At 68.4% G+C, this 22,499-nt stretch carries 22 protein-coding genes; 16 read left to right on the forward strand and 6 right to left on the reverse strand.

Annotated elements, in window-relative coordinates:
* Positions 1-25: 25 nt before the first annotated feature.
* The 7 genes from METFAM1_RS21360 to METFAM1_RS0119895 all read left to right on the forward strand — a co-directional run bounded on the left by METFAM1_RS21360 (position 26) and on the right by METFAM1_RS0119895 (position 6,168).
* On the forward strand, positions 26-721 hold the full coding sequence (locus tag METFAM1_RS21360; RefSeq protein WP_019917334.1) for an SPOR domain-containing protein: 696 nt from the start codon (positions 26-28) through the stop codon (positions 719-721).
* Positions 718-1,212: a CvpA family protein gene (locus tag METFAM1_RS0119870; RefSeq protein ID WP_019917335.1), complete on the forward strand. Its 495-nt coding sequence runs from the start codon at positions 718-720 to the stop codon at positions 1,210-1,212. The genes METFAM1_RS21360 and METFAM1_RS0119870 overlap by 4 nt, the downstream gene beginning before the upstream one ends.
* 5 nt (positions 1,213-1,217) lie before the next feature.
* On the forward strand, positions 1,218-2,747 hold the full coding sequence (gene purF, locus METFAM1_RS0119875; RefSeq protein WP_019917336.1) for an amidophosphoribosyltransferase: 1,530 nt from the start codon (positions 1,218-1,220) through the stop codon (positions 2,745-2,747).
* 257 nt (positions 2,748-3,004) lie between these two features.
* A complete protein-coding gene (locus tag METFAM1_RS0119880) occupies positions 3,005-4,216 on the forward strand; it encodes an O-succinylhomoserine sulfhydrylase (RefSeq protein ID WP_019917337.1) in 1,212 nt (403 codons plus the stop codon).
* A gap of 7 nt (positions 4,217-4,223) precedes the next feature.
* Positions 4,224-4,919, forward strand: coding sequence for a 2-C-methyl-D-erythritol 4-phosphate cytidylyltransferase (gene ispD, locus METFAM1_RS0119885; RefSeq protein ID WP_019917338.1), 696 nt, complete (start codon positions 4,224-4,226; stop codon positions 4,917-4,919).
* The gene (ispF, locus tag METFAM1_RS0119890) at positions 4,916-5,440 is read left to right on the forward strand and encodes a 2-C-methyl-D-erythritol 2,4-cyclodiphosphate synthase (protein ID WP_019917339.1); all 525 of its coding nucleotides are present in this window, start codon (positions 4,916-4,918) and stop codon (positions 5,438-5,440) included. The genes ispD and ispF overlap by 4 nt, the downstream gene beginning before the upstream one ends.
* A 134-nt stretch (positions 5,441-5,574) precedes the next feature.
* Complete coding sequence (locus METFAM1_RS0119895; RefSeq protein WP_019917340.1) at positions 5,575-6,168, forward strand: discoidin domain-containing protein; 594 nt, start codon at positions 5,575-5,577, stop codon at positions 6,166-6,168.
* A gap of 86 nt (positions 6,169-6,254) precedes the next feature.
* Here the strand turns inward: METFAM1_RS0119895 and METFAM1_RS0119900 are convergent, their stop codons facing one another.
* The 3 genes from METFAM1_RS0119900 to METFAM1_RS0119910 form a co-directional block, all read right to left on the reverse strand.
* A complete protein-coding gene (locus METFAM1_RS0119900) occupies positions 6,255-6,932 on the reverse strand; it encodes a glycine zipper family protein (RefSeq protein ID WP_019917341.1) in 678 nt (225 codons plus the stop codon).
* Between the two features lie 10 nt (positions 6,933-6,942).
* Entirely contained in the window at positions 6,943-7,359 is a 417-nt protein-coding gene (locus METFAM1_RS0119905) for a hypothetical protein (RefSeq protein ID WP_019917342.1), read from the reverse strand.
* Between the two features lie 139 nt (positions 7,360-7,498).
* Complete coding sequence (locus METFAM1_RS0119910; protein WP_019917343.1) at positions 7,499-8,413, reverse strand: LysR family transcriptional regulator; 915 nt, start codon at positions 8,411-8,413, stop codon at positions 7,499-7,501.
* A gap of 97 nt (positions 8,414-8,510) precedes the next feature.
* Between METFAM1_RS0119910 and METFAM1_RS0119915 the strand changes: the two genes are divergently transcribed.
* The 5 genes from METFAM1_RS0119915 (at position 8,511) to METFAM1_RS0119935 (ending at position 15,265) form a co-directional block, all read left to right on the forward strand.
* Complete coding sequence (locus tag METFAM1_RS0119915; RefSeq protein WP_019917345.1) at positions 8,511-10,079, forward strand: NADH-quinone oxidoreductase subunit L; 1,569 nt, start codon at positions 8,511-8,513, stop codon at positions 10,077-10,079.
* 18 nt (positions 10,080-10,097) lie between these two features.
* Entirely contained in the window at positions 10,098-12,698 is a 2,601-nt protein-coding gene (locus METFAM1_RS0119920; protein ID WP_019917346.1) for a YbcC family protein, read from the forward strand.
* 10 nt (positions 12,699-12,708) lie between these two features.
* The gene (cysD, locus tag METFAM1_RS0119925) at positions 12,709-13,659 is read left to right on the forward strand and encodes a sulfate adenylyltransferase subunit CysD (RefSeq protein WP_019917347.1); all 951 of its coding nucleotides are present in this window, start codon (positions 12,709-12,711) and stop codon (positions 13,657-13,659) included.
* Positions 13,660-13,697: 38 nt separating this feature from the next.
* Entirely contained in the window at positions 13,698-14,984 is a 1,287-nt protein-coding gene (locus METFAM1_RS0119930; protein ID WP_019917348.1) for a sulfate adenylyltransferase subunit 1, read from the forward strand.
* Between the two features lie 92 nt (positions 14,985-15,076).
* Positions 15,077-15,265, forward strand: coding sequence for a YjfB family protein (locus METFAM1_RS0119935; RefSeq protein WP_019917350.1), 189 nt, complete (start codon positions 15,077-15,079; stop codon positions 15,263-15,265).
* Between the two features lie 22 nt (positions 15,266-15,287).
* Here METFAM1_RS0119935 and METFAM1_RS0119940 read toward each other — a convergent pair whose 3' ends face one another.
* Together METFAM1_RS0119940 and METFAM1_RS0119945 are read right to left on the reverse strand one after the other, a co-directional pair.
* The gene (locus METFAM1_RS0119940; protein ID WP_019917351.1) at positions 15,288-17,825 is read right to left on the reverse strand and encodes an excinuclease ABC subunit UvrA; all 2,538 of its coding nucleotides are present in this window, start codon (positions 17,823-17,825) and stop codon (positions 15,288-15,290) included.
* Positions 17,826-18,055: 230 nt separating this feature from the next.
* A complete protein-coding gene (locus METFAM1_RS0119945; RefSeq protein ID WP_232419843.1) occupies positions 18,056-18,712 on the reverse strand; it encodes a PEP-CTERM sorting domain-containing protein in 657 nt (218 codons plus the stop codon).
* 321 nt (positions 18,713-19,033) lie between these two features.
* Here METFAM1_RS0119945 and asd point away from each other — a divergent pair, with 321 nt between their 5' ends.
* The 3 genes from asd (at position 19,034) to METFAM1_RS0119960 (ending at position 21,136) form a co-directional block, all read left to right on the forward strand.
* A complete protein-coding gene (gene asd / locus METFAM1_RS0119950) occupies positions 19,034-19,897 on the forward strand; it encodes an archaetidylserine decarboxylase (RefSeq protein ID WP_024300878.1) in 864 nt (287 codons plus the stop codon).
* A 109-nt stretch (positions 19,898-20,006) separates the two neighbouring features.
* Entirely contained in the window at positions 20,007-20,402 is a 396-nt protein-coding gene (locus METFAM1_RS0119955) for an MbcA/ParS/Xre antitoxin family protein (protein ID WP_019917354.1), read from the forward strand.
* Positions 20,399-21,136 carry an RES family NAD+ phosphorylase gene (locus METFAM1_RS0119960; protein ID WP_019917355.1) on the forward strand — a complete coding sequence of 246 codons (738 nt, stop codon included), beginning with the start codon at positions 20,399-20,401 and terminating at the stop codon, positions 21,134-21,136. The genes METFAM1_RS0119955 and METFAM1_RS0119960 overlap by 4 nt, the downstream gene beginning before the upstream one ends.
* 2 nt (positions 21,137-21,138) lie before the next feature.
* Here METFAM1_RS0119960 and METFAM1_RS0119965 read toward each other — a convergent pair whose 3' ends face one another.
* Entirely contained in the window at positions 21,139-21,570 is a 432-nt protein-coding gene (locus METFAM1_RS0119965; RefSeq protein WP_019917356.1) for a helix-turn-helix domain-containing protein, read from the reverse strand.
* Positions 21,571-21,645: 75 nt separating this feature from the next.
* On the opposite strand from METFAM1_RS0119965, the gene METFAM1_RS0119970 reads away from it, so the two are divergent.
* Positions 21,646-22,488, forward strand: coding sequence for a class I SAM-dependent methyltransferase (locus tag METFAM1_RS0119970; RefSeq protein ID WP_019917357.1), 843 nt, complete (start codon positions 21,646-21,648; stop codon positions 22,486-22,488).
* Positions 22,489-22,499 lie beyond the last annotated feature (11 nt).

Here is a 22,499-nt window from a genome sequence, read left to right on the forward strand (position 1 = left end):
CCCCACCCGCAGGACTCGCCCCGAAGTGGCTTCCACCGATTCAGATCTGCAGACCGATCTTCGCAAGCGTGCGCGCCGCCGTCTTCTTGGCGCGATCGCGCTGGCGCTGACCGCAGCCATCGTGCTGCCCATCGTGATGGACCACGAGCCGCGCCCGCCGGCGCAGGACATCGCGGTCCGCATTCCGCCGCGCGACGCTGCACCACCGCTGGCGTCGCCGGCGCGCGATGCACAGCCCGATGCCGATTCGGCCGAACCGGCCCCGCCGCCGGCACCGCCCGATTCCGAGCCGCTGCCTGCCAGCCGGAACGAGGCGCCCAAACCGGCGCCGTTGGTGAAGCCCGAAGCGCCGAAGCCGCCGCCGGCCGAACCCGCGAAGCCCGCGCCCAAACCGGAAGCGAAGCCGGAGCCGGTCAAACCGGCGGCGAAGCCCGAACCGACGCCGACCGAAGCCGCCCGCGCGGCCGCCTTGCTTGACGGCCAGAGCACGTCCTTCGCGCTGCAGCTCGGTGTGTTCAGTGACGCCGCCAATGTGGCCAAGCTGCGCTCGCGTGCCAAGGAACTGGGCTTCGCCAGTTTTACCGAAGACGTGAAACTGGCCGACGGCCAGACGCGTACCCGCGTCAAGGTCGGTCCCTTCTCCAGTCGCACCGCTGCCGAGGCGGCGCAGCGCAAGCTCGAAGCGGCCGGCATGCGGTCGATGATCGCGCCGCGTTCATGACGATTCTGGATTACGGCCTGATCGGCATCGTGGTCTTCTCCACGGCGATCGGGCTGATGCGCGGACTGGTAAGCGAAGTGATCGCGCTGGCGGCCTGGGTGCTCGCCTTCATCGCCGCCCGTCAGTTCGGCGGCGACGTCGCCCAGTGGCTGACCGGCCTCATTTCCGACCCCGGCCTGCTTGCAGTGGCCGGTTTCGCCCTCACCTTCATTGCTGTACTGCTGCTGTGCGGCGTGCTGCGCTGGCTCATGCGCTCGCTCATCCATGCCACCGGTCTGGACATTCCGGACCGTGTGCTGGGCGGGTTGTTCGGGCTGGCGCGCGCGGGACTTATACTGATGCTCCTCGTCGTCGGCGCGGCCTACACCCCGGCACCGGAGCAGCCGTGGTGGAAGTCGGCTGCGCTGACGCCACCGCTCGAGACGGCGGCCATCGCGTTGAAGCCCTGGCTGCCGGAATCCGTGGCGAAAAAGATTCGTTTTAAGGCCTGACCATCATGTGCGGAATACTCGGCGTCGTTGCCACCTCTCCCGTTAACCAGCTGCTGTACGACGGTCTGCTCGTGCTGCAGCACCGAGGCCAGGACGCGGCGGGCATCGCCACCGCGCAGGGGCCAAAGTTCCACATGCACAAGGGCTCGGGCCTGGTGCGCGACGCGTTCCGCACGCGCAACATGCGCAATCTGCAGGGCAACTGGGGCATCGCCCATGTGCGCTACCCGACCGCCGGCTCCGCCTACAACGCGGCCGAGGCGCAGCCCTTTTACGTGAATTCGCCGTTCGGCATCATGCTGGCGCACAACGGCAACCTGACCAATTCGGAAGAGCTCAAGCTGGACATGTTCCGCACCGACCTGCGGCACATCAACACCACCAGCGATTCCGAAGTGCTGCTCAATGTGCTGGCGCACGAGATGATGCAGGCGCTGCGTGAGCGCCCGACCTTCGACCACGAAACCATCTTCCGCGCCGTGGCCGGCGTGCACCGCCGCTGCCGCGGTGCCTACGCCGTTGTGGCGATGATTGCCGGTTTCGGCCTGCTGGCTTTCCGCGACCCCTACGGCATCCGTCCGCTGGTGATCGGCAACCATGAAACTGCCAACGGCACGGAGTGGCTGGTGGCCTCGGAAAGCGTCGCCCTCGACACGCTGGGCTTCAAGCTGCTGCGCGACATCGCGCCGGGCGAGGCGGTGCTCATTTCGCCGGAAGGCACGATCAAGACGCAACAGTGCGCCGAGCGCCCGAACTACGCGCCCTGTCTGTTCGAGTACGTCTATCTGGCCCGCCCCGATTCGCTGATGGACGGCGTGTCGGTATACGAGTCGCGGGTCAAGATGGGTGAGTTCCTGGCGCAGAAGATCCAGCGTGATCACGCCGACCTGCAGATCGACGCAGTCATCCCGATTCCCGACTCCAGCCGCCCGTCGGCGATGGAACTGGCGCGCGTGCTGAACGTGCCCTACCGCGAAGGTTTCGTGAAGAACCGCTATATCGGCCGCACCTTCATCATGCCGGGGCAGGCGGTGCGTCGTAAGTCGGTGCGCCAGAAGCTCAACGCGATCACCCAGGAATTCAAAGGCAAGAACGTGCTGCTGGTCGATGACTCCATCGTGCGCGGCACCACCAGCCAGGAAATCGTGCTGATGGCGCGCGAAGCCGGCGCACGCAAGGTGTACTTCGCGTCTGCGGCGCCCCCGGTGCGGTTCGCCAACGTCTACGGCATCGACATGCCGACCCGCGATGAACTGATCGCCTCGAACCGCACCGACGACGAAATCCGTGAAGCCATCGGCGCCGACGAACTGATCTACCAGACGCTGGACATGCTCAAGGCCTCGATCACCGCCTGCAACCCGTCGATCGACCAGTTCGAAACCTCCTGCTTCGACGGCTGCTACATCACCGGCGACGTCACCGCGGCCTATCTCGACGGTGTCGAGAACCAGCGCAAGGGCGCGCCCAAGCAGACGGACGAGGACGGCGGCCAGCTCGACCTGAACCTGGTGGCATCCGAAGAGAACGCCTGATGGCTGCAGGCGCTTGACGTCTGCAGCGGCCGGGCGCTAATGTCCCGACTACGCGCCGATTTGAATCCAGCTTGCGGGCGCGCGGGGCCGTCGTCGAAAGAGGGCGGCCCCGGACAAATACGGCTAAAGCGGCGAAACGAACGTATCTGCGGAAACCCGTTTTGCCTCCGAGGCGGAACGGGTTTTTTGTTTTTGCGTATGCCTTTCCCGCCTCGCGCTTTGTTCTCGAACTTCCGCATGACCGGCCGCGAGGCCGGATGGAGCACATCATGAGCAGCACAGACCGCGCGCCCTTCGATCCGGCGCAGTACGACCCCGAAACCGTCGCCGTGCGCGCCGGCATCGAGCGCAGCCAGTTCGGCGAACACGGCGAAGCCCTGTTCCTGACCTCGAGCTTCGTGTTCGACACGGCGGCCGAGGCCGCCGCCCGCTTTTCCGGCAATGCGCCGGGCAATGTCTACGCCCGCTTCACCAACCCGACGGTCACGATGTTCCAGGACCGCCTGGCCGCGCTGGAAGGCGCCGAAGCCTGCATCGCCACCAGTTCGGGCATGTCGGCCATCCTGTCGACGCTGATGGCGCTGCTTAAAAGCGGCGACCACATCATCGCCTCGCGTGGCATCTTCGGGTCGACCCAGCAGCTGTTCGCGACCTATTTCGAGAAGTTCGGCGTCAGCACCACACTGGTCGAGGCGACGAATATCGCGGCCTACCGCGCCGCGGTGCAGCCGAACACGAAACTGTTCTTCATCGAGACGCCATCCAACCCGCTGACCGAAGTGATCGACATCGCTGCGGTGGCCGAGGTTGCGCACGCGGCCGGTGCGCTGCTGGCGGTCGACAACTGTTTCTGTTCGCCGGCGCTGCAGAAGCCGATCGAACTGGGTGCCGACATCGTCATCCACTCGGCGACCAAATACCTCGATGGCCAGGGCCGCGTGCTCGGCGGCGCGGTGTGCGGGCGCAAGGCGGAGATGGACGAGGTGCTGCGTTTCCTGCGCACCGCCGGCCCGACGCTGTCGCCGTTCAACGCCTGGGTCATCCTGAAGGGGCTGGAAACGCTGTCCATCCGGATGCAGGCGCAGTCGGCCAACGCGCTCGAACTGGCGCGCTGGCTGGAGGCGCAGCCCTGGGTGGCACGCGTGTTCTATCCGGGCCTGCCGTCGCACCCGCAGCATGAGATCGCGATGCGCCAGCAGAAGACCGGCGGTGCGGTGGTGGCTTTCGAAGTGAAGGGCGGCCGCGAAGAGGCGTGGAAGCTGATCGACGCTACCCGCATGCTGTCCATCACCGCCAACCTCGGCGACACCAAGACCACCATCACCCACCCGGCGACGACCACGCACGGCCGCATTTCGCAGGAAGCGCGCGACGCCTCGGGCATCCGCGACAGCCTGATCCGGCTGGCCATCGGGCTGGAGTCGGTCGAAGACATGAAGCGCGATCTCACACGCTGGTTGCAGGCCTGATTTCGCCATGCCGCGCCACATCGCCCTGGTCCCGGCCGCCGGCAGCGGCAGCCGCTTCGGCGCGCAGATGCCGAAGCAGTATCTGCCGCTGGCCGGCCAGCCGCTGATCCGTCACGCGCTGGCCACGCTGTGCGCTCATCCGCGCATCGACCGCGTGGTGGTCGTGCTGGCGCCGGAGGATCTTTACTGGCAGGGCTTCGACTGGTCGGCGCTCGGTCCCAAGCTGATGCCGGTGCATTGCGGCGGGCCGAGCCGCGCCGTGTCGGTGCGCAACGGCCTGTGGGAAATCGCCGGCTGGGCGCGGCCGGACGACTGGGTGCTGGTGCATGACGCGGCGCGCCCCTGTCTGTCCGCCGACATGCTCGATACGCTGATTGACACGCTGGCCGACGACCCGGTCGGCGGCCTGCTGGCGCAGAAGGTGGCCGACACGCTGAAGCGTGCCGACGCCACTGACCGCGTCGAGGCGACGGTGCCGCGCGACGCCATGTGGCAGGCGCAGACGCCGCAGATGTTCCGCCTCGCCACGTTGCACGACGCGCTCGACCGCTGCACCGACGTGACCGACGAAGCGTCGGCCATCGAAGCCGTCGGCCTCAAGCCGCGTCTGGTTGCCGCTGGCGCGGCCAATCTGAAAGTGACCTGGCCGGAAGACATCAAGCTGGCCGAACTGATCCTGCAGACACGGGGGAACGTCGCATGAATCCGCTGCTCGGCGCATCGCCGCTGCCTTTCCGCATCGGCCAGGGCTTCGACGTGCACAAGCTGGTCGAGGGCCGCCGGTGCATCATCGGCGGCGTCGACATTCCGCACGAAAAGGGCCTGCTCGGTCACTCCGACGCCGACGTGCTGCTGCACGCCATCACCGACGCGCTGCTCGGTGCCGCTGGTCTGGGCGACATCGGCCGCCTGTTTCCGGACACCGATGCCGCCTACGCCGGCGCCGACAGTCGGGTGCTGCTGCGCGAGGCGGTGAAGAAGGTGCAGGGCACCGGCTGGCTGATCGGCAACATCGACGCCACCGTCATCTGCGAGCGCCCGAAGATCACGCCGCACGCTGCGCAGATGGTGGCCAATATCGCGGCCGACTGCGGCATTCCACCGCATGCGGTGAACGTGAAGGGCAAGACCTCGGAAAAGCTGGGCTACACCGGTCGCGGCGAAGGCATCGCAGCCCAGGCGGTGGCGATGCTGGTGCGGCCGCCCGAACCCGCCATGGGCTGAGCGCCACCGATGTCGGCGGTTTTGACATCAGGCGGCCGTATGTGTGGTGAACCCGATTTGAATCAACGGCTTGTTCGCTTGGTGCATGTCTTGCTTTAAGGTGGCGGACGCAATTCACCGATAAGGACACCCCGATGAAGTCCCTGCTTGTCGCCGCCTCCCTGCTGGCCGCATCGTCCGCCTGGGCCGCCGCCCCGATCACCCCGACCAACGCCTCTGCCACCGGTAGCTACTCGATCGACGGCGTCGACCTGTCCATCCTCGCCGATGGTTACGTGGCGCCCGAACTGACGCTCTACACCGTTGCCGCCGTATCCTGGTCGGGTCAGGAAGGCGCATCCGGCGCCACTTTCACGCTCGATTTCGGCCAGCTCTACACGCTGACCGACGTGCTGCTCGGCGTCGATCACAATGACTTCTACCAGGTGCAGGTGTCGACCGACGGCCTGAACTGGAACACGCTGTTCACCAATCTCGCTTTCGAAGGCCAATCCAATTTCGGCAGCGAAATCATTTCCAGCGTTGCCGGCAACGCCGAATACCAGGCCACCATCGACTTCCCGTCGGTGGCTGCCCGCTACGCGCGCATCTACGCGATGGGCGGCGACAGTGCCTACTCGGTGTCGGAAATGAGCTTCAGCGGCGTGGCCGTCGTGCCCGAGCCGGAAGCCTATGCACTGATGCTGGCGGGTCTGGCGCTGGTTGGTCTTGCCGCACGCCGTCGCTGAGTTCCTCCGCGCGCAGTGAAAAGGCCGGCTTTCAGCCGGCCTTTTTCTTTGTCGCGGGCACCTGGCGTCCTGCCGCCTGAACCCCCTCAGCGAGCCGGCGCCGGCGGACTGGCCTCCACCACCTGCCATCCTTCCCGGCAGGTTCTGACATAGGGGTAGTACTCGCGTGCCGACGGGCAGTAGTACCAGTTGCCGCGCCCGGACTGCGCGGCGGCGGGCGGTGTCGATGCAGCGGGTGGCTGATGCCCCGGCGGCGGCGGCGGATAGGGCGCGTGCGCCCGTCCGGGCAGCGCCGGAGCGGGTGCCGGGCTGGCCGTGCTGCGGTCGGTGAAGCGGGCATCGGTCGGCACGCGCTGCCCCTTCGCGTACATGCACTGGATGTAGGCCTGGTCGTAGCTGCGCTGCGTGCCGCGGGCGGAACTCTGTGCTGTCTCGCTGCCGATGGCGCCGCCCATCAGCAGTCCGGTACCGGCGCCGACGCCGGCACCTTCACGGCCTCCGATGAGCGCACCGGCAGCGGCGCCGACCGCGGTACCGACGGCTGCGCTGCGCACGCCCGCGTCGCGGGCGGCTTCGTTGGCATCGGTGCCGCCGGTCTGTTCGCGCGCGTATTCACGACACAGTGCATCGTCGTGACGGAACTGGTCGAAGCTCTTGCCACTGCCCGGCAGCGCCATCACGCTCGGGCCGCTGGGCGTGGTTGCGCAGCCGGCCAGCAGCGCCAGCGTCAGCGCGGCGAATGCAGTCCTGTGGAAAGGGGTCATCGCTCGTGCCTCATCGCGGCGGCTGTGCCGCGACGCTCTGCCAGCCTTCCGGGCACGCCGTGACGTAGGGGTAGTAGCCGTCGGCCGAAGCGCAGTAGTACCAGGTGCTCGGCGGCGGTGGGGGCGGCGACATCGACGGCGCCGGTGCGACCGGCTGCGGATCGCGTTCGACGTATACCGGCGGTGCGCGCTCGATCACCACCGGCGGATAGTAGGCAGGCCCGTAGTAGTAGGGTGGGGGGTAATAGAAGGGGGATGGCCCGTACCACGGACGGTAATGGCCCGACCCGAAGACGAAGCCGATGCCGATGTCGACGTGGGAGCGTCCGTGACGATGGCCGTGGTGGTGGCCGCGGTCCGCCCATGCGTTGCTGGTCGCGAGCAGTCCGAGCGCCAGTGCGGCGGTAGCCGCCCTCTGCGAATTCATGATCAATCACCTTTCCGGCACCGCGAGACGTTACGGTGCATTGCGGATCATCGCGCCGGCGTGTCAATCGTCTTTGCGACAGCCGTTGCGGCGTGTTGCAGTTGCAACAGGATGGTAATGGATGGCCGCGCGCCTCGCGTCATCTGCCGCCTGCCGGTCGCTCGGGCGACGGACTGGACCCCGCCAGCAGGCTTTCGAGTCGCTCGATGCGGTGACGGTGGGCGGTCGTGATGGCGTAGAAGTGCTCGCGCAGTTCGGCCGAGCGGCCCAGCATCACCAGGGCGCCGGTACGCAGTTCGTCCTGCACCACCACCTCGGGCAGCACGGTGAGCCAGCCGCTGTCGCGGGCGATCAGGCGCAGCATGGCCATGTCGTCGACCTCGGCGCGCAGGCGGGGCCGGACGCCGGCCGACATGCACAGCGCGTCGAACTGGGCGCGCAGCGCGTGGCGCGGGCCGGGCAGTGCGACGTCGACGCCATCGAGATCCTCCGGCAGGCGCATCGCCTTGGTCTGGCCGCGGGCGGCCGGGCCGACCAGACAGATTTCCTGGCTGCCAAGAAAGCGGCAGCGGAGCGGGCGGTTCGCGTCGGCGGCGACCGCCTCGTTGGCCAGTACGACGTCGAGCTGATGCGTGATCAGCCGGTCGACCAGTCCGTCGATCTGGCCGGACTCCAGTGTCAGCACGACCGTCGGATCGGTCAGCAGCGGTCGTATCCAGTTCTCCTGGTAATTGCGTGACAGCGTGGCGACGCTGCCCACCCGGAGCCGGATCATCCCGTCGGCGCGGCCCTGCAGCCGGCCCAGCATTTCCTGCCCCAATCCGAAGATGTCCTCGGCGTAGGACGTCACCATCTGCCCGGTGTGGGTCAGTATCAGACTGCGTCCGCTGCGCTCGAAAAGCGGCTCGCCGAGGCGCTCTTCGAGCTGCCGGATCTGCGCCGACAGTGCCGACTGCGACACGTGCAGTTCCTGTGCCGCGCGCGTCAGGTGGCCGGTCCGGGCGACGCGCCAGAAGTAGAGCAGGTGATGGAAGTTGAGCTGTTCGAGATTCATGGTTCTCTAAAAAAGAACGAAATATTCTTTTCATTGTATTTTACAGAACGGTTGCTGCGCCACATCATCGATGCCAGTGCTATCGAGGAGATGTGGAATGGATCCATACAGTCTGAAGTCGGGGGCAGTCGCTCTGCTGCCCGCCCTGCTGATGTCGCTGCCGATCTTGCTGAGCCGGCTGCGCGGTCACGACGACGCGCAGTTGTGGCGCCGCTTCACGCAGCTGTCCGTGCTCGCGCTGCTGCTAGCGCTCACCACGCCGCTGCTGCTGTGGCTGGCAGCCGACCTGCCCGGTCCGCGCCTCGACGGCTGGATTGCGCTCGGCCCCTTCACCGCGGCGATGGCCATTCTGGTGCAGGCGGTGGGTACCGTCATCGGCGTGTTCTCGTCTCGCTACCTGCAGGGCGAAGCAGGGCAGCGCCGCTACGTGGCGGCGCTGTCGGGCGTGCTGGTGGCAGTGCATCTGATGCTGATCGCCGACCACTGGGTTCTGCTGATCGCTGCCTGGGCCCTGGTCGGCATCGCGCTGCAGCGACTGCTGTGCTTCTACGGTGACCGCCCGTTCGCGCTGCTGGCGGCGCACAAGAAGAATCTCGCAGACCGCCTCGCCGATGTCCTGCTGATCGCCGGCGCGGCGCTGGCCTGGAACGAGGTCGGCAGCGGTTCGCTGTCGGAGCTGTGGCGCCATCTGGACGCGCACGGCGCGTCTCCGGCGCTGCAGGCGAGCGCGCTGTGCGTCGCCATCGCGGTCATCCTGCGCACCGCTCTGCTGCCTGCACACGGCTGGATCATCCAGGTGATGGAGGCGCCGACCCCGGTGTCGGCCCTGCTGCACGCCGGCGTCGTCAATCTGGGCGGCGTCGTGCTGATCCGCTTCTCGCCGCTGCTCGACGCAGTGCCGGCCGCGCGCTGGCTGCTGGTGATCGCCGGTCTGGCCACCGCGCTGCTGGCCGGCATGGTCATGCTGACGCGGGTGAGCATCAAGGTGAGGCTGGCCTGGTCCACGGTGGCGCAGATGGGTTTCATGGTGCTCGAGTGCGGTCTCGGCCTCTACATGTTCGCCGCGCTGCACCTGATCGGCCACTCGCTCTACAAGGCGCACGCCTTCCTCGCTGCCTCCGGTGTCGTGCGCGATACGCGGCTGCGCATGATGCTGGGCGAGCAGCGCGCGGCGCTGCCCAGCCTGCTGCTGGCACCGCTGCTGACTGCGGCCGCTGTGCTGGCAACGGCATCGCTGGTGGGCGCGCACTGGCCGCAGTGGTGGACGCTGATGCTGGCTCTGGCCTGGGCGCCGCTGCTGTGGCTGCCGCTCGCCGCAGCGCGCACGTCCGGCGCGCTCTGGCAGGGCGTCGTCGGCCTCGTTGCCGTGCTCGGGCTGACGCTGGCCGCCGGTGTCGCGCACCGCCTGCCGCTCGGCCTCAACGACCGGCCCGACGAGGTCGCCGGCCTCGTCACGCTGGCCGGCATGACGCTGCTGTACGGCTGGATGGTGGTGCTGCAGACCCGGCCGCAGTGGTTGTCCTCGTGGCGACGCCTGAGCTACGCCGGTTTCTACGTCGATGAGTTCTACACCCGCCTCGCGCTGAAGCTGTGGCCGGCCCGCTGGATTCCGCCGGTCGCCTCCGGCCGCACCGGCGACGCCGACCTCGCCCCCGCGCAGTCCTGATTCGATCGCCTGGAGAAGATGATGCAGATCACGCCCTCTGACGCCATCCGCGCACAGCCGTCCAGCGACCTCATCGTCGCGCCGGCCGAAGCACCGCACGACGACCTGTTGCAGCGCCGTATCGATGCTGCCTGTTCCGCCGCCTGCGCGGCGATCGCGCCTGCCTGGCCGCTGGACCGGGCGATCGCCGTCAATCCGCACTGGTCGCGCATCGGCCAAGGCGTGCGCACCGTCGCCGCACGGATGGCGGTGCTGGCCGGGATACCGGTGTTCCCGGCGCGCGACTACCTGCGCGAGGCCTGGCACAGCGGTCGCATCACGGCGGCCGATCTGACCGCCGCGCTGGCGTCGCTGCCGCCGGGTACGACGGACGGTCTGGACCCTGTCGCCTGCGTTGCCGCCCTCGATCGGGCACCCGAACTGCCCCGGCTGCCGCTGCTGATCGATGTGCTCGACGACGACCCGGCGCGCCACCAGCGACTGTCGTGGCGTCAGGCCATCACCCATCAGGTCAGCCAGACCTGTGCCGCCTACTTCGACGAACATCAGGCCGACTGGCAGCCGGAGCGCGGCGGCGGGCTGTACGCCTTCTGGCGCGACACGTTGAGCCACGACCACGGCATCGGCGTGCTGATGGGTCTGCCCGACCTGAGCCGGCGGCTGCACGCGCTGCCGGCCGACCGCGCCGAGGCCGAGCGCTGGGTGCTGCAGCGTCTGGGCCTGCCGGAGCAGGCGTGGGCCGATTACCTCGAAGCGGTGCTGCTGACGGTGAATGGCTGGGCGTCGTGGTGCGCCTACCTCGGCTGGGAAGCCGCGCAGCGCGGCGAGCAGGACCCGCATCTGCGCGATCTGCTGGCCATCCGGCTGGCCTGGGGTGCGCTGCTGCTCGAAGGCCGCTGCGACCGGACGGCGGAGCGCTCCTTTGCCGCGGTACAGGCGGCCTGGTCCGAGGCGCCGGCGACGCTCGCCCGCGCCGAGGACATGCTGCGCATCGACGAGATCTGGCAGTCGGCGCTCGATGCCGCCTACCAGCGGGATCTTGCGCTGCGACTGGCCAGCGCCAGCAGCCCGCAGGTACTCGACGCACCGGCGATGCGGCCGGAAGTGCAGGCGGCCTTCTGCATCGACGTGCGCAGCGAACCGATGCGCCGGGCACTGGAGGCGGTCTGGCCGGCCATGCGCACGCTCGGCTTTGCCGGCTTCTTCGGCCTGCCCATCGCTTACACGCCCTTCGCCACCGGCGCCCGCCGTCCGCAGCTGCCCGGCCTGCTGGCCCCGGCGATCGAGGTGACCGACCGCATCGACAATGGCAACACCGATACCCCGCTCGACGCCGAGGCGGCGTCCGCACGACAGCGCCAGTTCGCCGGTCGGCGTTCGTGGCGTTCGGCCAGCCGCTGGCCGGGCGCGGCCTTCTCCTTCGTCGAGGCGGCCGGTGTCGGCTACGTCGGCAAGCTGGCGCGCTGGCTGCATCCGTCGCGCGAGGCGCGTGCGCGCGACGATCTCGACGGCCTGCCGTCGCGCTATCGCGCACTGTGCCGCCCGACCCTGGACGGGCTGGACCTCGACGCGCGGGTGTCGCTGGCCGAGCGCGTGCTGCGGGCGATGGGGCTGGAGCGTGAACTGGCGCCGCTGGTGCTGCTGATCGGTCACGGCAGCCAGAGCGCCAACAACGCGCATGCGGCCGCGCTCGACTGTGGTGCCTGCTGCGGACAGACCGGCGAGGTGAATGCCCGCGCGCTGGCGCGGCTGCTCAACGACGCCGGCGTGCGTGTGGCGCTGGCGCAGCGCGGCATCAACATCCCCGCGGTGACGGTTTTCGTTGCCGGGCTGCACAACACGACGACCGACGAGATCGAAGGTTTCGATCTCGACCTGCTGCCGGCCGAGGCGCGCGCCCGCTGGGCGCGTCTGGAACCGGTGTTCGCGCACGCGGGCGACCAGGTCAGACGCGAACGCGCCGCGGGCCTGGGTCTGGACCCGCGCGCCGGCCATGGTGCGCTGCTGTCACAGCTGCGCCGCCGTGCCAACGACGGTGCGCAGACGCGGCCGGAGTGGGGCCTGGCCGGCAACGCCGCCTTCATCATCGCGCCGCGTGCGCGCAGCGAGTCGGCGGTACTGAAGGGGCGCACCTTCCTGCACGACTACGACAGCGCGCGCGATGCCGACGGCAGCCTGCTCGAACTGCTGATGACCGCGCCGATGCTGGTGACGCACTGGATCAACTGGCAGTACCACGCCTCGACCTGCGCGCCCGCGCACTTCGGCAGCGGCAACAAGCTGCTGCACAACGTGGTCGGCGGGCGCATCGGCGTGTTCGAGGGCAATGGCGGCGATCTGCGCATCGGCCTGTCGCGGCAGTCGCTGCACGACGGCGAGCGCTGGGTGCACGAGCCGGTGCGCCTGACCGTGGCGATCGACGCGCCGGCGGGCGCCATCGAACGCGTGCTCGACAAGCACGCCGTGGTGCGCCAGCTGGTCGACAACGGCTGGCTGCATCTGTGGCGTTTCGACGGCGCCCGGATGCTGCGCTACGCGGACGGTCAGTGGCAGCCGCTGCCCTTCACCATCGGCGCAGCGTCCGGGGCGCCTGCACCGTCCGCCGTTTCCGTCCAGTGAGGTTCCTTTCATGAATGCACCCCTGCCCACGCTGCGCGACGATACCCGGCTGTCGCATCTGGACTGGCTGGAGGCGGAAGCCATCCACATCATGCGCGAGGTGGCGGGCCAGTGCGCCCGCCCGGCGCTGCTGTTCTCCGGCGGCAAGGATTCGGTCTGCCTGCTGCGCATCGCCGAGAAGGCCTTCCGGCCCGGACGCTTTCCCTTCCCGCTGCTGCACATCGACACCGGCCACAACTACCGCGAGGTGATCGAGTTCCGCGACCGTCGCGCCGCCGAACTGGGCGAGCGGCTCATCGTGCGCGCGGTCGAGGATTCGATCCACCGCGGTTCGGTCGTACTCAAGCACGCCGACGAATCACGCAACCGGCACCAGTCGGTGACGCTGCTCGAAGCGATCGAGGAGTTCGGCTTCGACGGCTGCATCGGCGGCGCGCGGCGCGACGAGGAGAAGGCGCGCGCCAAGGAACGCATCATGAGCTTCCGCGACGAGTTCGGGCAGTGGGACCCGAAGAACCAGCGGCCGGAACTGTGGAACCTCTACAACGCCCGCACCCACGTGGGCGAACACGTGCGCGCCTTCCCGATCTCGAACTGGACCGAACTCGACGTCTGGCAGTACATCGAGCGCGAGCGGCTGGCCTTGCCGACCATCTATTTCGCACACGAGCGCGAGGTGGTGCTGCGCAACGGCCTGCCGGTGCCGGTGAACGTGCCGCTGGCCAGCGGCGAACTGACCAGCCCGCCGCGGCCGGGCGAGCAGATCGTCGTGCGGCGGGTGCGTTTCCGCACCGTCGGCGACATTTCCTGCACGGCGCCGGTCGAGTCGGATGCCGACACCGTCGCGCGCATCGTGATCGAGACGGCGAGTACCGCCCTGACCGAACGGGGCGCGACCCGACTGGACGACCAGACCGGCGATGCGTCGATGGAACAGCGCAAGCGTGAAGGCTATTTCTGAGCACTGGTCGCGCGGCGACCGGGCATCGAGGACCGCATATGAGTACATCTGAAGACAAGGGCCTGCTGCGCTTCCTGACCTGCGGCAGCGTGGACGACGGCAAGAGCACGCTGATCGGCCGCCTGCTGCACGACAGTCGGGCCATCCTCGCCGACACGCTGCAGGCGATCGAGCGCACGTCGGCACGCCGCGGCATGGAAGCGATCGACCTGTCGCTGCTGACCGACGGTCTGCAGGCCGAGCGCGAACAGGGCATCACCATCGATGTCGCCTACCGCTATTTCTCGTCGGGTCGGCGCAAGTTCATCATCGCGGATGCGCCGGGGCACGAGCAGTACACGCGCAACATGGTCACCGCGGCGTCGACCGCCGATCTGGCCATCATCCTGATCGACGCCCGCTGCGGCGTGCTGACGCAGACCCGTCGCCATGCGCAGCTGGCAGCGCTGCTCGGCATTCCGCAGTTGGTGGTGGCGGTGAACAAGATGGATCTGGTCGACTTCGCGCAGCCGGTGTTCGAGCGCATCCGCGACGACTTCCTCGCCTTCGCGGCCGGCGCCGGCATCGGGCAGGCGCAGTTCGTGCCGATGTCCGCCCTGCGCGGCGACATGGTGGTCGACCGTGGCGAACACCTGCACTGGTACGACGGACCCACGTTGATGGAGATGCTGGAAAGCGCGCCGGCAGCGGCGGCTCCGCACGCGCACCCGTTCCGCTTTCCGGTGCAGTGGGTATGCCGGCCGCAGGACGCGGCCAATCCCGCTCTGCACGACTACCGTGGTTTCATGGGTCGGGTGGAGGCCGGCCGCGTCGCGGTCGGTGACGCGGTGAGCGTGCTGCCTTCCGGCCTGCGCACGCGGGTCAAGGCCATCGAGATCGGCGGCGAAGCGCTTGTGCAGGCCGGTGCCGAACAGTCGATCGCGCTGCTGCTCGACGACGACATCGACGTGTCGCGCGGCGACATGATCGTGGCGCCCGAACAGCCGCCGCAGGTGCTGCGCCAGATCACCGCCGACCTGTGCTGGCTGTCGGATCTGCCGATGGACCGCGCCCGCACCTATCTGATCCGCCACACGACGCGCGAGGTCAGGGCGAAGCTGGTGGACATCGAGCACCGACTGGACGTGAACACACTGGAACGTATGCCCGCCGAACGGCTCGTGATGAACGACATCGCCCGCGTGCGCTTCAAGCTGGCGCATCCGGTGTTCGCCGATCCCTATGTGCTGAACCGCTCGACCGGCGCCTTCGTCGTCATCGACGACAGCACCTACAACACGGTGGCCGCGGGCATGATCGTGGCGGATGCTGACGCCGCGGCGTGATGCGAGCGGCAGTGATCGGTCCGCGTTCAAGCCGGCGCGCTGCGCGTCGTTAAGACTGTCAGCGCGCCGGTCGTCGGCGCAGGAGAGATCACATGGACGTTTCCGCAATCGCCAGCGCCGCCACCTCGATGTCGCAACAGAAGGTGGCCGACGCTGCCGGCACTCTGGTGCTCCGAAAGGCGCTTGACATCCAGGCGTCGAACGCCGCACAGCTGCTGCAGGCGCTGCCGACACCGCAGCCGGCGCCCTCCAGTCAGAACATCATCGACACCTACGCCTGACGCAGAGGTCCGACCGGACCTCTCACTCTTTTCCGCGCCCGCCTTCCAGCGCCCGCCGCAGATAGGGCGAGGTGCGGCTGCCTTTCGCTCGCGCCACGTCGGCCGGCCGCCCCTCGGCGACGATGCGCCCACCCTCGGCCCCAGCGCCCGGGCCCATGTCGATCACCCAGTCAGCCCGCGCCACCAGTCGCATGTCGTGCTCGACCAGCACCACGCTGTTGCCGCCATCGACCAGCACTTCGAGCTGGGCGAGCAGACGTTCGACGTCGGCTGGATGCAGGCCGGTGGTCGGCTCGTCCAGTACGTACAGCGTGCCGCCTCGTCCGCTGCGCTGCAGTTCGGTGGCGAGCTTGATGCGCTGCGCCTCGCCGCCCGACAGTTCGGTCGCCGGCTGGCCCAGCCGCAGATAGCCCAGGCCGAGCCGGCTCAGCAGCGTGAGCGGGGCGCGCACGCGCGGCTCGCCGGTAAACACCTCGCAGGCCTGGCCGACGGTGAGGTCCAGCACCTCGGCGATAGTGCGGCCCTGCCAGGTCACGGCCAGCGTGGCCGGGTTGTAGCGGCTGCCGTGGCAGTCGGCGCAGGGCGCGTACACGCCGGGCATGAACAGCAGTTCGACGCTGACGAAGCCTTCGCCCTCGCAGGTCGGGCAGCGACCCCTGGCCACGTTGAACGAGAAGCGTCCGGCGTCGAAGCCACGCTTGCGGGCGGCGGGTGTCTGTGCGAACAGCTTGCGCACCTCGTCGAACAGGCCGGTGTAGGTGGCGAGGTTGGAGCGCGGCGTGCGGCCGATCGGCTTCTGGTCGATGCGCACCAGCCGGCGGATCGCGTCCGCGCCTTCGCCCAGCCGGCCTTCGGTCGGCGCGGTGTCGACCGGCGGCTGCTCGCCGTCGTCGTGCTCGGGCTCGGCCTCGACCACGTGGCCCAGGTGCTCCGCCACCAGTTCGACCAGGGCCTGGCTGATCAGGCTGGACTTGCCGGAGCCGGACAGGCCGGTCACCGCACACAGCACGCCGAGCGGGATGCGCGCGTCCAGCCGGTCCAGGTTGTTGCGGCTCACGTCGTGCAGCGACAGCCAGCATGATGGCGTTCGCGGTGTGCGCGCCGGCGGCTGGTCGGACTTCAGGAAGCGCGCGGTCGCCGACGACTTTACCGCGGTCAGACCGGCGGGCGGGCCGCTGTAGACGATGTCTCCGCCCTCGGTGCCTGCGCCCGGGCCGACATCGACCACCCAGTCGGCGCGGCGGATCATGTCGAGGTCGTGCTCGACCACGAACACGCTGTTGCCCGCCTGCTTCAGCTGCAGCAGGGCGTCGAACAGCGCTTCGCCGTCGGCCGGATGCAGACCGGCGGACGGTTCGTCCAGCACATAGACGACGCCGAAAAGCTGCGAGCGCAACTGGGTGGCCAGCCTGAGCCGCTGCAGCTCACCTGGCGACAGCGTGGGCGTACTGCGTTCCAGCGTCAGATAGCCCAGGCCCAGCCGCAGCAGCACTTCGATGCGGTCGACCACTTCGCCTGCCAGCCTCTGTGCGGCGAGGCGCTTTTCCTCCGGCTGCCGGGCATCCGCCTCGCCGGCGACGGCCGGTGCGAGCAGGCGCACCACCTCGGATAGCGGCTGGCGCGACAGCGCGCCGATGTCCAGCCCGGCGAAGGTGACCGCCAGCGCTTCCGGCTTGAGCCGCTTGCCGGCGCACATCGGGCAGTCGGCGGCCCGCATGTAGCGCGACACGCGTTTGCGCATCAGCGTGCTCTGCGTGCTGGCGAAGGTGTGCAGCACGTAGCGGCGGGCGCTGGTGAAGGTGCCCTGATAGCTCGGCTCCATCTTCCGCCGCAGCGCGACGCGCGTTTCCTCCGGGGTGAAGCCGGCATAGACCGGTACCACCGGCTGTTCGTCGGTGAACAGGATCCAGTCCCGCACCTTGCGCGGCAGCTTTGCCCACGGCGTGTCGATGTCGATGCCCAGGCTGACCAGGATGTCGCGCAGATTCTGACCGTGCCAGGCCGGCGGCCACGCGCTGACTGCGCCGTCACGTATGGTCAGCGACGGGTCGAGCACCAGCGTCTCTTCGCTCACCTCGAACACGCGACCCAGACCGTGGCAGTTCGGGCAGGCGCCCTGTGGCGTGTTGGGCGAGAAGTCCTCGGCCTGCAGCATGGGCTGGCGCGCGGGATAGCGGCCGGCTCGCGAATACAGCAGGCGCAGCAGGCTGGACAGCGTGGTCACGCTGCCTACCGACGAGCGCGCGCCCGGCGTGCCGCGCTGCTGCTGCAGCGCCACCGCCGGCGGCAGGCCTTCGATGCTGTCGACGTCCGGTACGCCAGCCTGATCAATCAGCCGCCGTGCATACGGCGCCACCGATTCCAGATAGCGCCGCTGCGCCTCGGCATACAGCGTGCCGAAGGCGAGCGAGGACTTGCCGGACCCGGATACACCGGAAAACGCCACCAGCGCATCGCGCGGCAGATCGACGTCGATGTCTTTCAGATTGTGTTCACGGGCACCGCGGACGCGGATGGTGGCGGAGGCGGCGAGTCGGTTGGAGGGCTGGGTCTTGCTCATGCGCGTGCGATGGAAGCTGGACGGAGACGGGGCCTGCACAGGGTACGCAAGGGCGGCCGACACCTTGCTGCAGGCAGACTGCGCCTGCGCGAAGATGTTGCCATGTCGTCGCATTGTGCCCGTCCCTGTGCCGGGCGCGTGCCGTTACCGGCCGTCCCGTGCAGGCTCCGGCGCCCGGCGCCTCGCGTGTTCCGGTGTGATGCCTCCAGCTGGCGAGGAGGCCGGCTGGTTCAGGGGCGCCGGCGGCGGCTGGCGGTCAGCAGGCATCCCAGGCCGGCCAGCCAGAGTGCGGCCGTCATCGGCTCGGGCACCGCTGTCACGTTGATGGTGATCGACTTGCCATCGAATGAACCGTCGGTCGACGAGAAGTCGTCGTATTGCGGATAGCTGTACTGCCACGACGAGCAGCTCAGCCCGCCGCCTTCGTCGCTCATGCAGGTGCGGGATGCGATCTCGCTGCCCGACGAGGTCGAGTTGGTCGCGCTCCAGCCGCCGCCGACGGCGATATCGAAGGTGCCGGCAGTCGGGAACAGCAGCGAGAAGGTCCAGCCGTTGGAATAACCGCTGCCGGGCGCTGCCGAGGGATAGTCGTTGAAGTTCTGGCCGGCGGCCTGCAGATAGACGGCCGTCACCGTTTCAGCCTCGTACCAGTACCAGTTCATCATCCATTCCTGGTACCCCTCGACCGGTGTCGGTTCGACCGGATCATTCCCGCCGTCGTTACGCGACGAGGTGTTCACGCTGAAGGACACGAAGAAATCCACCGTGCTGCCGGCCTGCACCGTGGTCTGGCTGGCGCCGAAGCTGTCGATCTGTCCGCTGGCGGACCATGCGCAGGGACTGGCGATCAGGCCGAGGCAAAGCAATGCCGAAGTGGCTCTCTTCATGTTCCGCTCCTCTTTCAATGACACCCGTGCGGCTGCACGCTGCGGCGAGCCAGCCTGGGCGTCGGGTTGGATGAAGTTATGAGCCTAGCATCGGGACATGGGCTTCGATAGCGCGTCCGACCGGCGGTGGCGATGCCGTTCTGCGACCGGCTGACCGGCAGACGGCTCGGGCACCGGTCGGTGCGGCACATGCCGGTGGCCCATGCTTCAATTAATATGCGGGGCCAGAAAATCGGGGCTTTCCTGTCGAGCAGTTCGCGGCCGTGTCGCCATCCGTCCTGCGTATCCGCCCGGGGAGGCGCCCCCACATGAGACCCGACAATGCCGTCACCTGATCTTCGTGATCGCCTTTTCGTGCTGGCCCAGCACGGCATGCCCAAGCAGGCACTGACGCGTTTCGCCGAATTCGTGGCGAATTCGCGCGCACCCTGGACCCGCGGCATCATTCCCTGGTTCATCCGCAAGTACGGCGTGGACATGAGCGAGGCGGCCCGACCCGACCCGGCGGACTATGCCTGCTTCAACGATTTCTTCACCCGTGCGCTGCGCGAAGGTGCCCGTCCGCTGGCCGACTCGCCCTTCGTCAGCCCGGTCGACGGCACTGTGATCGACTGCGTGAAGCTCGATGGCGACACCTTGCTGCAGGTGAAGGGACACCCTTACAGCGCGCGTGCCCTGGTGGGCGGCGACGCGGCGCTGGTCGATCGATTCGACGGCGGCGAAGCGATCTCCATCTACCTGAGTCCCAAGGACTACCACCGCATTCACATGCCCTGTGCGGGCCGGCTCCGGCGCATGATCCATGTGCCGGGCAGCCTGTATTCGGTGAACCCGGCGACGGTGGCGGGCGTGCCCGGCCTGTTCGCGCGCAATGAACGCGTGGTCTGCCTGTTCGATTCGGACTTCGGCCCCTTCGTGCTGACACTGGTCGGCGCCATGGTGGTCGGCAGCATGCAGACCGTGTGGCATGGGCTGATCAATCCGCCGCGCACCGGCAAGCTGCGCGAGTGGCATTACGACGATCAGGACATCCGGCTCGCTCGGGGCGAGGAGATGGGACGTTTCCTGCTCGGCTCGACCGTCGTCATGCTGTTCCCTCAGGGCGTGCTGCGCGCCCGTGCCGACTGGCTGCCGGGCCGTACGGTGCGCATGGGTGAGACGATGGCTGACGCGTCGCCGCGCTGACTGACGCAGCGGGTTAGACTACATTTGTTTCCATGGAAACAAATAAGGTGTGAATCGAAACAAATGGGCTATGCTTCAAGCTGATTCGATTTCACCGGGGATACCTGCCATGGGCGCCGTCGCAGACAAGGGAATCAGCGCTTCGGAAGACCGGGGCGCGCTGGCCCGCATGATCATGACCCTGCTCGACCACTGGAAGCTCGGCACCGAAGACCAGGCCGCGCTGCTGGGCATCGCCGCCAGCAACCGGGCGGCGCTGGCGCGCTACCGGCGCGGCGAGCCGATCGGCACCAGCCGCGACCAGTATGAGCGCGTCGGTCACCTGCTGGGCATACACAAGAACCTCCGCCTGCTGTTTCCTCAGAACCGCGACCTCGCTTACCGCTGGATGAGCACGCGCAACCGTGCGTTCGACAATCTCACCCCGGTCGAGGTGGTGAAGGAATGGGGCTTTGCCGGGTTGCTGATGGTGCGCGCCTACCTGGATCGGGCGCGCGGCCAGTGAGTCTCGGCGATCTGTTCGCCCGCCTTGCGCTGGCCGAGGTGCAGCGCGACGTGTTCCGCAACATCGTGTCGCTGCGCAGTTCGCAGGACCTGTTCGACGATCTCACCGACGATCCGGCCGAGTGGGCGCTGGCGCAGAAAGTGGAGAGCGACGCCAAGCCGCCGCCCTACCGTTCGCCCACTCCGGTGCTGCACCGTCCGTTCGAGGACGCCGAGTGGTTCAACGCCATCGCCTGGCCTTTCCAGAACTGGCAGGCCAGTCGCTTTTCCGACGGTCGCCACGGCGTGTGGTACGGCTCGGAGTCGGTCGATACCACGGTCTATGAGTCCGCCTGGCACTGGCGCAACGGCCTGCTGGCTGACGCCGGTTTCGAACGCGAATCGGTGGCGGCCGAGCGCAAGGTCTATGTCGTGGGCTGCGCCGCTGCGCTGCTCGACTTCCGTCCACTCACGGCCGACTGGCCGGATCTGCTGCATCCGCTCGATTACAGCTTCCCGCAGTCGGTCGGCGCGCGCATTCACCGCGAAGGTCATCCCGGCCTGGTGGTGCAGTCGGTGCGCCGGCCTGAGGGCGAGAACTTTGCGGTATTCAATCCGGCGGTGCTGTCCAGTCCGCGTCACCACCTGCAACTGACCTACCGGCTCGACGGCGAGTGCATCGTCGTCGAGAAGACGCCGGGTGTGGCTTGGTTCGGCATCGACGCGGCCGACTTCGGGCGGCGCGCTGCGGGTTGAGTTCAGACCGTTTTGCGGGGCGACGGAAGGCGTCGCGCCAGCGACTTCGATTCCGCTGCGCGCAGGATGCGGCGGAAGGTCGGGCATTCCAGGTGGCTCGGCGCAGGGCAGACGGCGGCGTGACGGAGGCCGTCGCGCAGCGCGCTCAGCCTGCGTATCGTGCGTTCGAGTTCGTCGGCGCGTTCGGCCAATAGGCGGCGGTCGATGTCCAGCGTGCCGCCCGGTGCGAACATGCGGCCGATCTCGTCCAGCGAGAAGCCGGCAGCGCGGCCGATCGAAATCAGCGCCAGCCGCTCCAGCACGTCGTTGCCGAATACGCGGCGCAGACCGCGCCGTCCGATCGAACGTATCAGCCCCTTTTCCTCGTAGAAACGCAGGGTCGCCGCGCTGACGCCGGCGCGTTGCGCCACTTCGGCGATATCCAGATCGCTCATGGGCTTGACCTCAAGTCGACTTGAATTTGCATAGTGCTCACACCGCACGTTGCGGGCAAGTCACGGGAGACGACGATGGATGCTTCAGATACGTGCGCCGACGCGCAGATCGCCTTGTGGAACGGTCCGGCCGCCGACGGTTGGGTGCAGGCGCAGCCGCTGCTCGATGCGCTGTTCGCGCCTTTTTCCGAACGGCTGGTCGAGGTGGCACGGACGCGCTCCGCGCGCAGCGTGATCGACGTCGGCTGCGGCACCGGCGCCACCACGCTGGCGCTGGCCGAGGCACTGGGCAGCGGAGCGCACTGTGTCGGCGTCGATGTGTCGGCGCCGATGATCGCTGCAGCCCAGGCTCGCGCGCTGGCCAGCGCTTCGGCTGCGCGCTTCGTCTGCGCCGACGCCGCCCGGCATGACTTCGCGCCCGGCGCCGCCGACCTTATCGTGTCGCGCTTCGGCGTCATGTTCTTCGAGCGCCCGGTCGATGCGTTTGCCCATCTGCGCGCGGCGCTGCGCAGCGGCGGTGCGCTGCACGCCATTGCCTGGCGCGGCAGCGACGAGAACGCCTTCATGACCACCGCCGAACGCGCGGCCGCGCCGCTGCTGCCCGGCCTGCCGGCGCGTCGCCCGGGCGCGCCGGGCCCGTTCGCCTTCGCCGACCGGACGTTCGTTCGCGAGGTGCTGGCGCACAGCGGCTGGCAGGACATCGACATCCATCCGCTCGACGTCGACTGCGCGCTGCCCGCCAGCGAACTCGAACGCTACTTCACCTTGCTCGGCCCGGTGGGCGTCGCGCTGCAGCAGACCGACGCAGACACCCGTGCACGCGTGATCGACGTGCTGCATGAGGCTTTCCGGCCGTACTTGGCCGGTGGGGCGGTGCGCTTCACGGCGGCGTGCTGGATGGTGTCGGCCCGCGCCTGAGCGCGCTCGCG

This window comes from Methyloversatilis discipulorum (genome assembly GCF_000527135.1).
Lineage (GTDB): Bacteria > Pseudomonadota > Gammaproteobacteria > Burkholderiales > Rhodocyclaceae > Methyloversatilis > Methyloversatilis discipulorum.

Bases quoted from the DNA above. Each gene is read 5' to 3' on its own strand.
- asd (WP_024300878.1), top strand. From the start codon at position 19,034: ATGCCGTCACCTGATCTTCGTGATCGCCTTTTCGTGCTGGCCCAGCAC.
- METFAM1_RS0119930 (WP_019917348.1), top strand. From the start codon at position 13,698: ATGAGTACATCTGAAGACAAGGGCCTGCTGCGCTTCCTGACCTGCGGC.
- purF (WP_019917336.1), top strand. From the start codon at position 1,218: ATGTGCGGAATACTCGGCGTCGTTGCCACCTCTCCCGTTAACCAGCTG.
- cysD (WP_019917347.1), top strand. From the start codon at position 12,709: ATGAATGCACCCCTGCCCACGCTGCGCGACGATACCCGGCTGTCGCAT.
- METFAM1_RS0119970 (WP_019917357.1), top strand. From the start codon at position 21,646: ATGGATGCTTCAGATACGTGCGCCGACGCGCAGATCGCCTTGTGGAAC.
- METFAM1_RS0119915 (WP_019917345.1), top strand. From the start codon at position 8,511: ATGGATCCATACAGTCTGAAGTCGGGGGCAGTCGCTCTGCTGCCCGCC.
- METFAM1_RS0119965 (WP_019917356.1), bottom strand. From the start codon at position 21,570: ATGAGCGATCTGGATATCGCCGAAGTGGCGCAACGCGCCGGCGTCAGC.
- METFAM1_RS0119935 (WP_019917350.1), top strand. From the start codon at position 15,077: ATGGACGTTTCCGCAATCGCCAGCGCCGCCACCTCGATGTCGCAACAG.
- METFAM1_RS0119870 (WP_019917335.1), top strand. From the start codon at position 718: ATGACGATTCTGGATTACGGCCTGATCGGCATCGTGGTCTTCTCCACG.
- ispF (WP_019917339.1), top strand. From the start codon at position 4,916: ATGAATCCGCTGCTCGGCGCATCGCCGCTGCCTTTCCGCATCGGCCAG.
- METFAM1_RS0119910 (WP_019917343.1), bottom strand. From the start codon at position 8,413: ATGAATCTCGAACAGCTCAACTTCCATCACCTGCTCTACTTCTGGCGC.
- METFAM1_RS0119880 (WP_019917337.1), top strand. From the start codon at position 3,005: ATGGAGCACATCATGAGCAGCACAGACCGCGCGCCCTTCGATCCGGCG.
- METFAM1_RS0119900 (WP_019917341.1), bottom strand. From the start codon at position 6,932: ATGACCCCTTTCCACAGGACTGCATTCGCCGCGCTGACGCTGGCGCTG.
- ispD (WP_019917338.1), top strand. From the start codon at position 4,224: ATGCCGCGCCACATCGCCCTGGTCCCGGCCGCCGGCAGCGGCAGCCGC.
- METFAM1_RS0119920 (WP_019917346.1), top strand. From the start codon at position 10,098: ATGATGCAGATCACGCCCTCTGACGCCATCCGCGCACAGCCGTCCAGC.
- METFAM1_RS0119945 (WP_232419843.1), bottom strand. From the start codon at position 18,712: ATGAAGAGAGCCACTTCGGCATTGCTTTGCCTCGGCCTGATCGCCAGT.
- METFAM1_RS0119940 (WP_019917351.1), bottom strand. From the start codon at position 17,825: ATGAGCAAGACCCAGCCCTCCAACCGACTCGCCGCCTCCGCCACCATC.
- METFAM1_RS0119905 (WP_019917342.1), bottom strand. From the start codon at position 7,359: ATGAATTCGCAGAGGGCGGCTACCGCCGCACTGGCGCTCGGACTGCTC.
- METFAM1_RS0119895 (WP_019917340.1), top strand. From the start codon at position 5,575: ATGAAGTCCCTGCTTGTCGCCGCCTCCCTGCTGGCCGCATCGTCCGCC.
- METFAM1_RS0119955 (WP_019917354.1), top strand. From the start codon at position 20,007: ATGGGCGCCGTCGCAGACAAGGGAATCAGCGCTTCGGAAGACCGGGGC.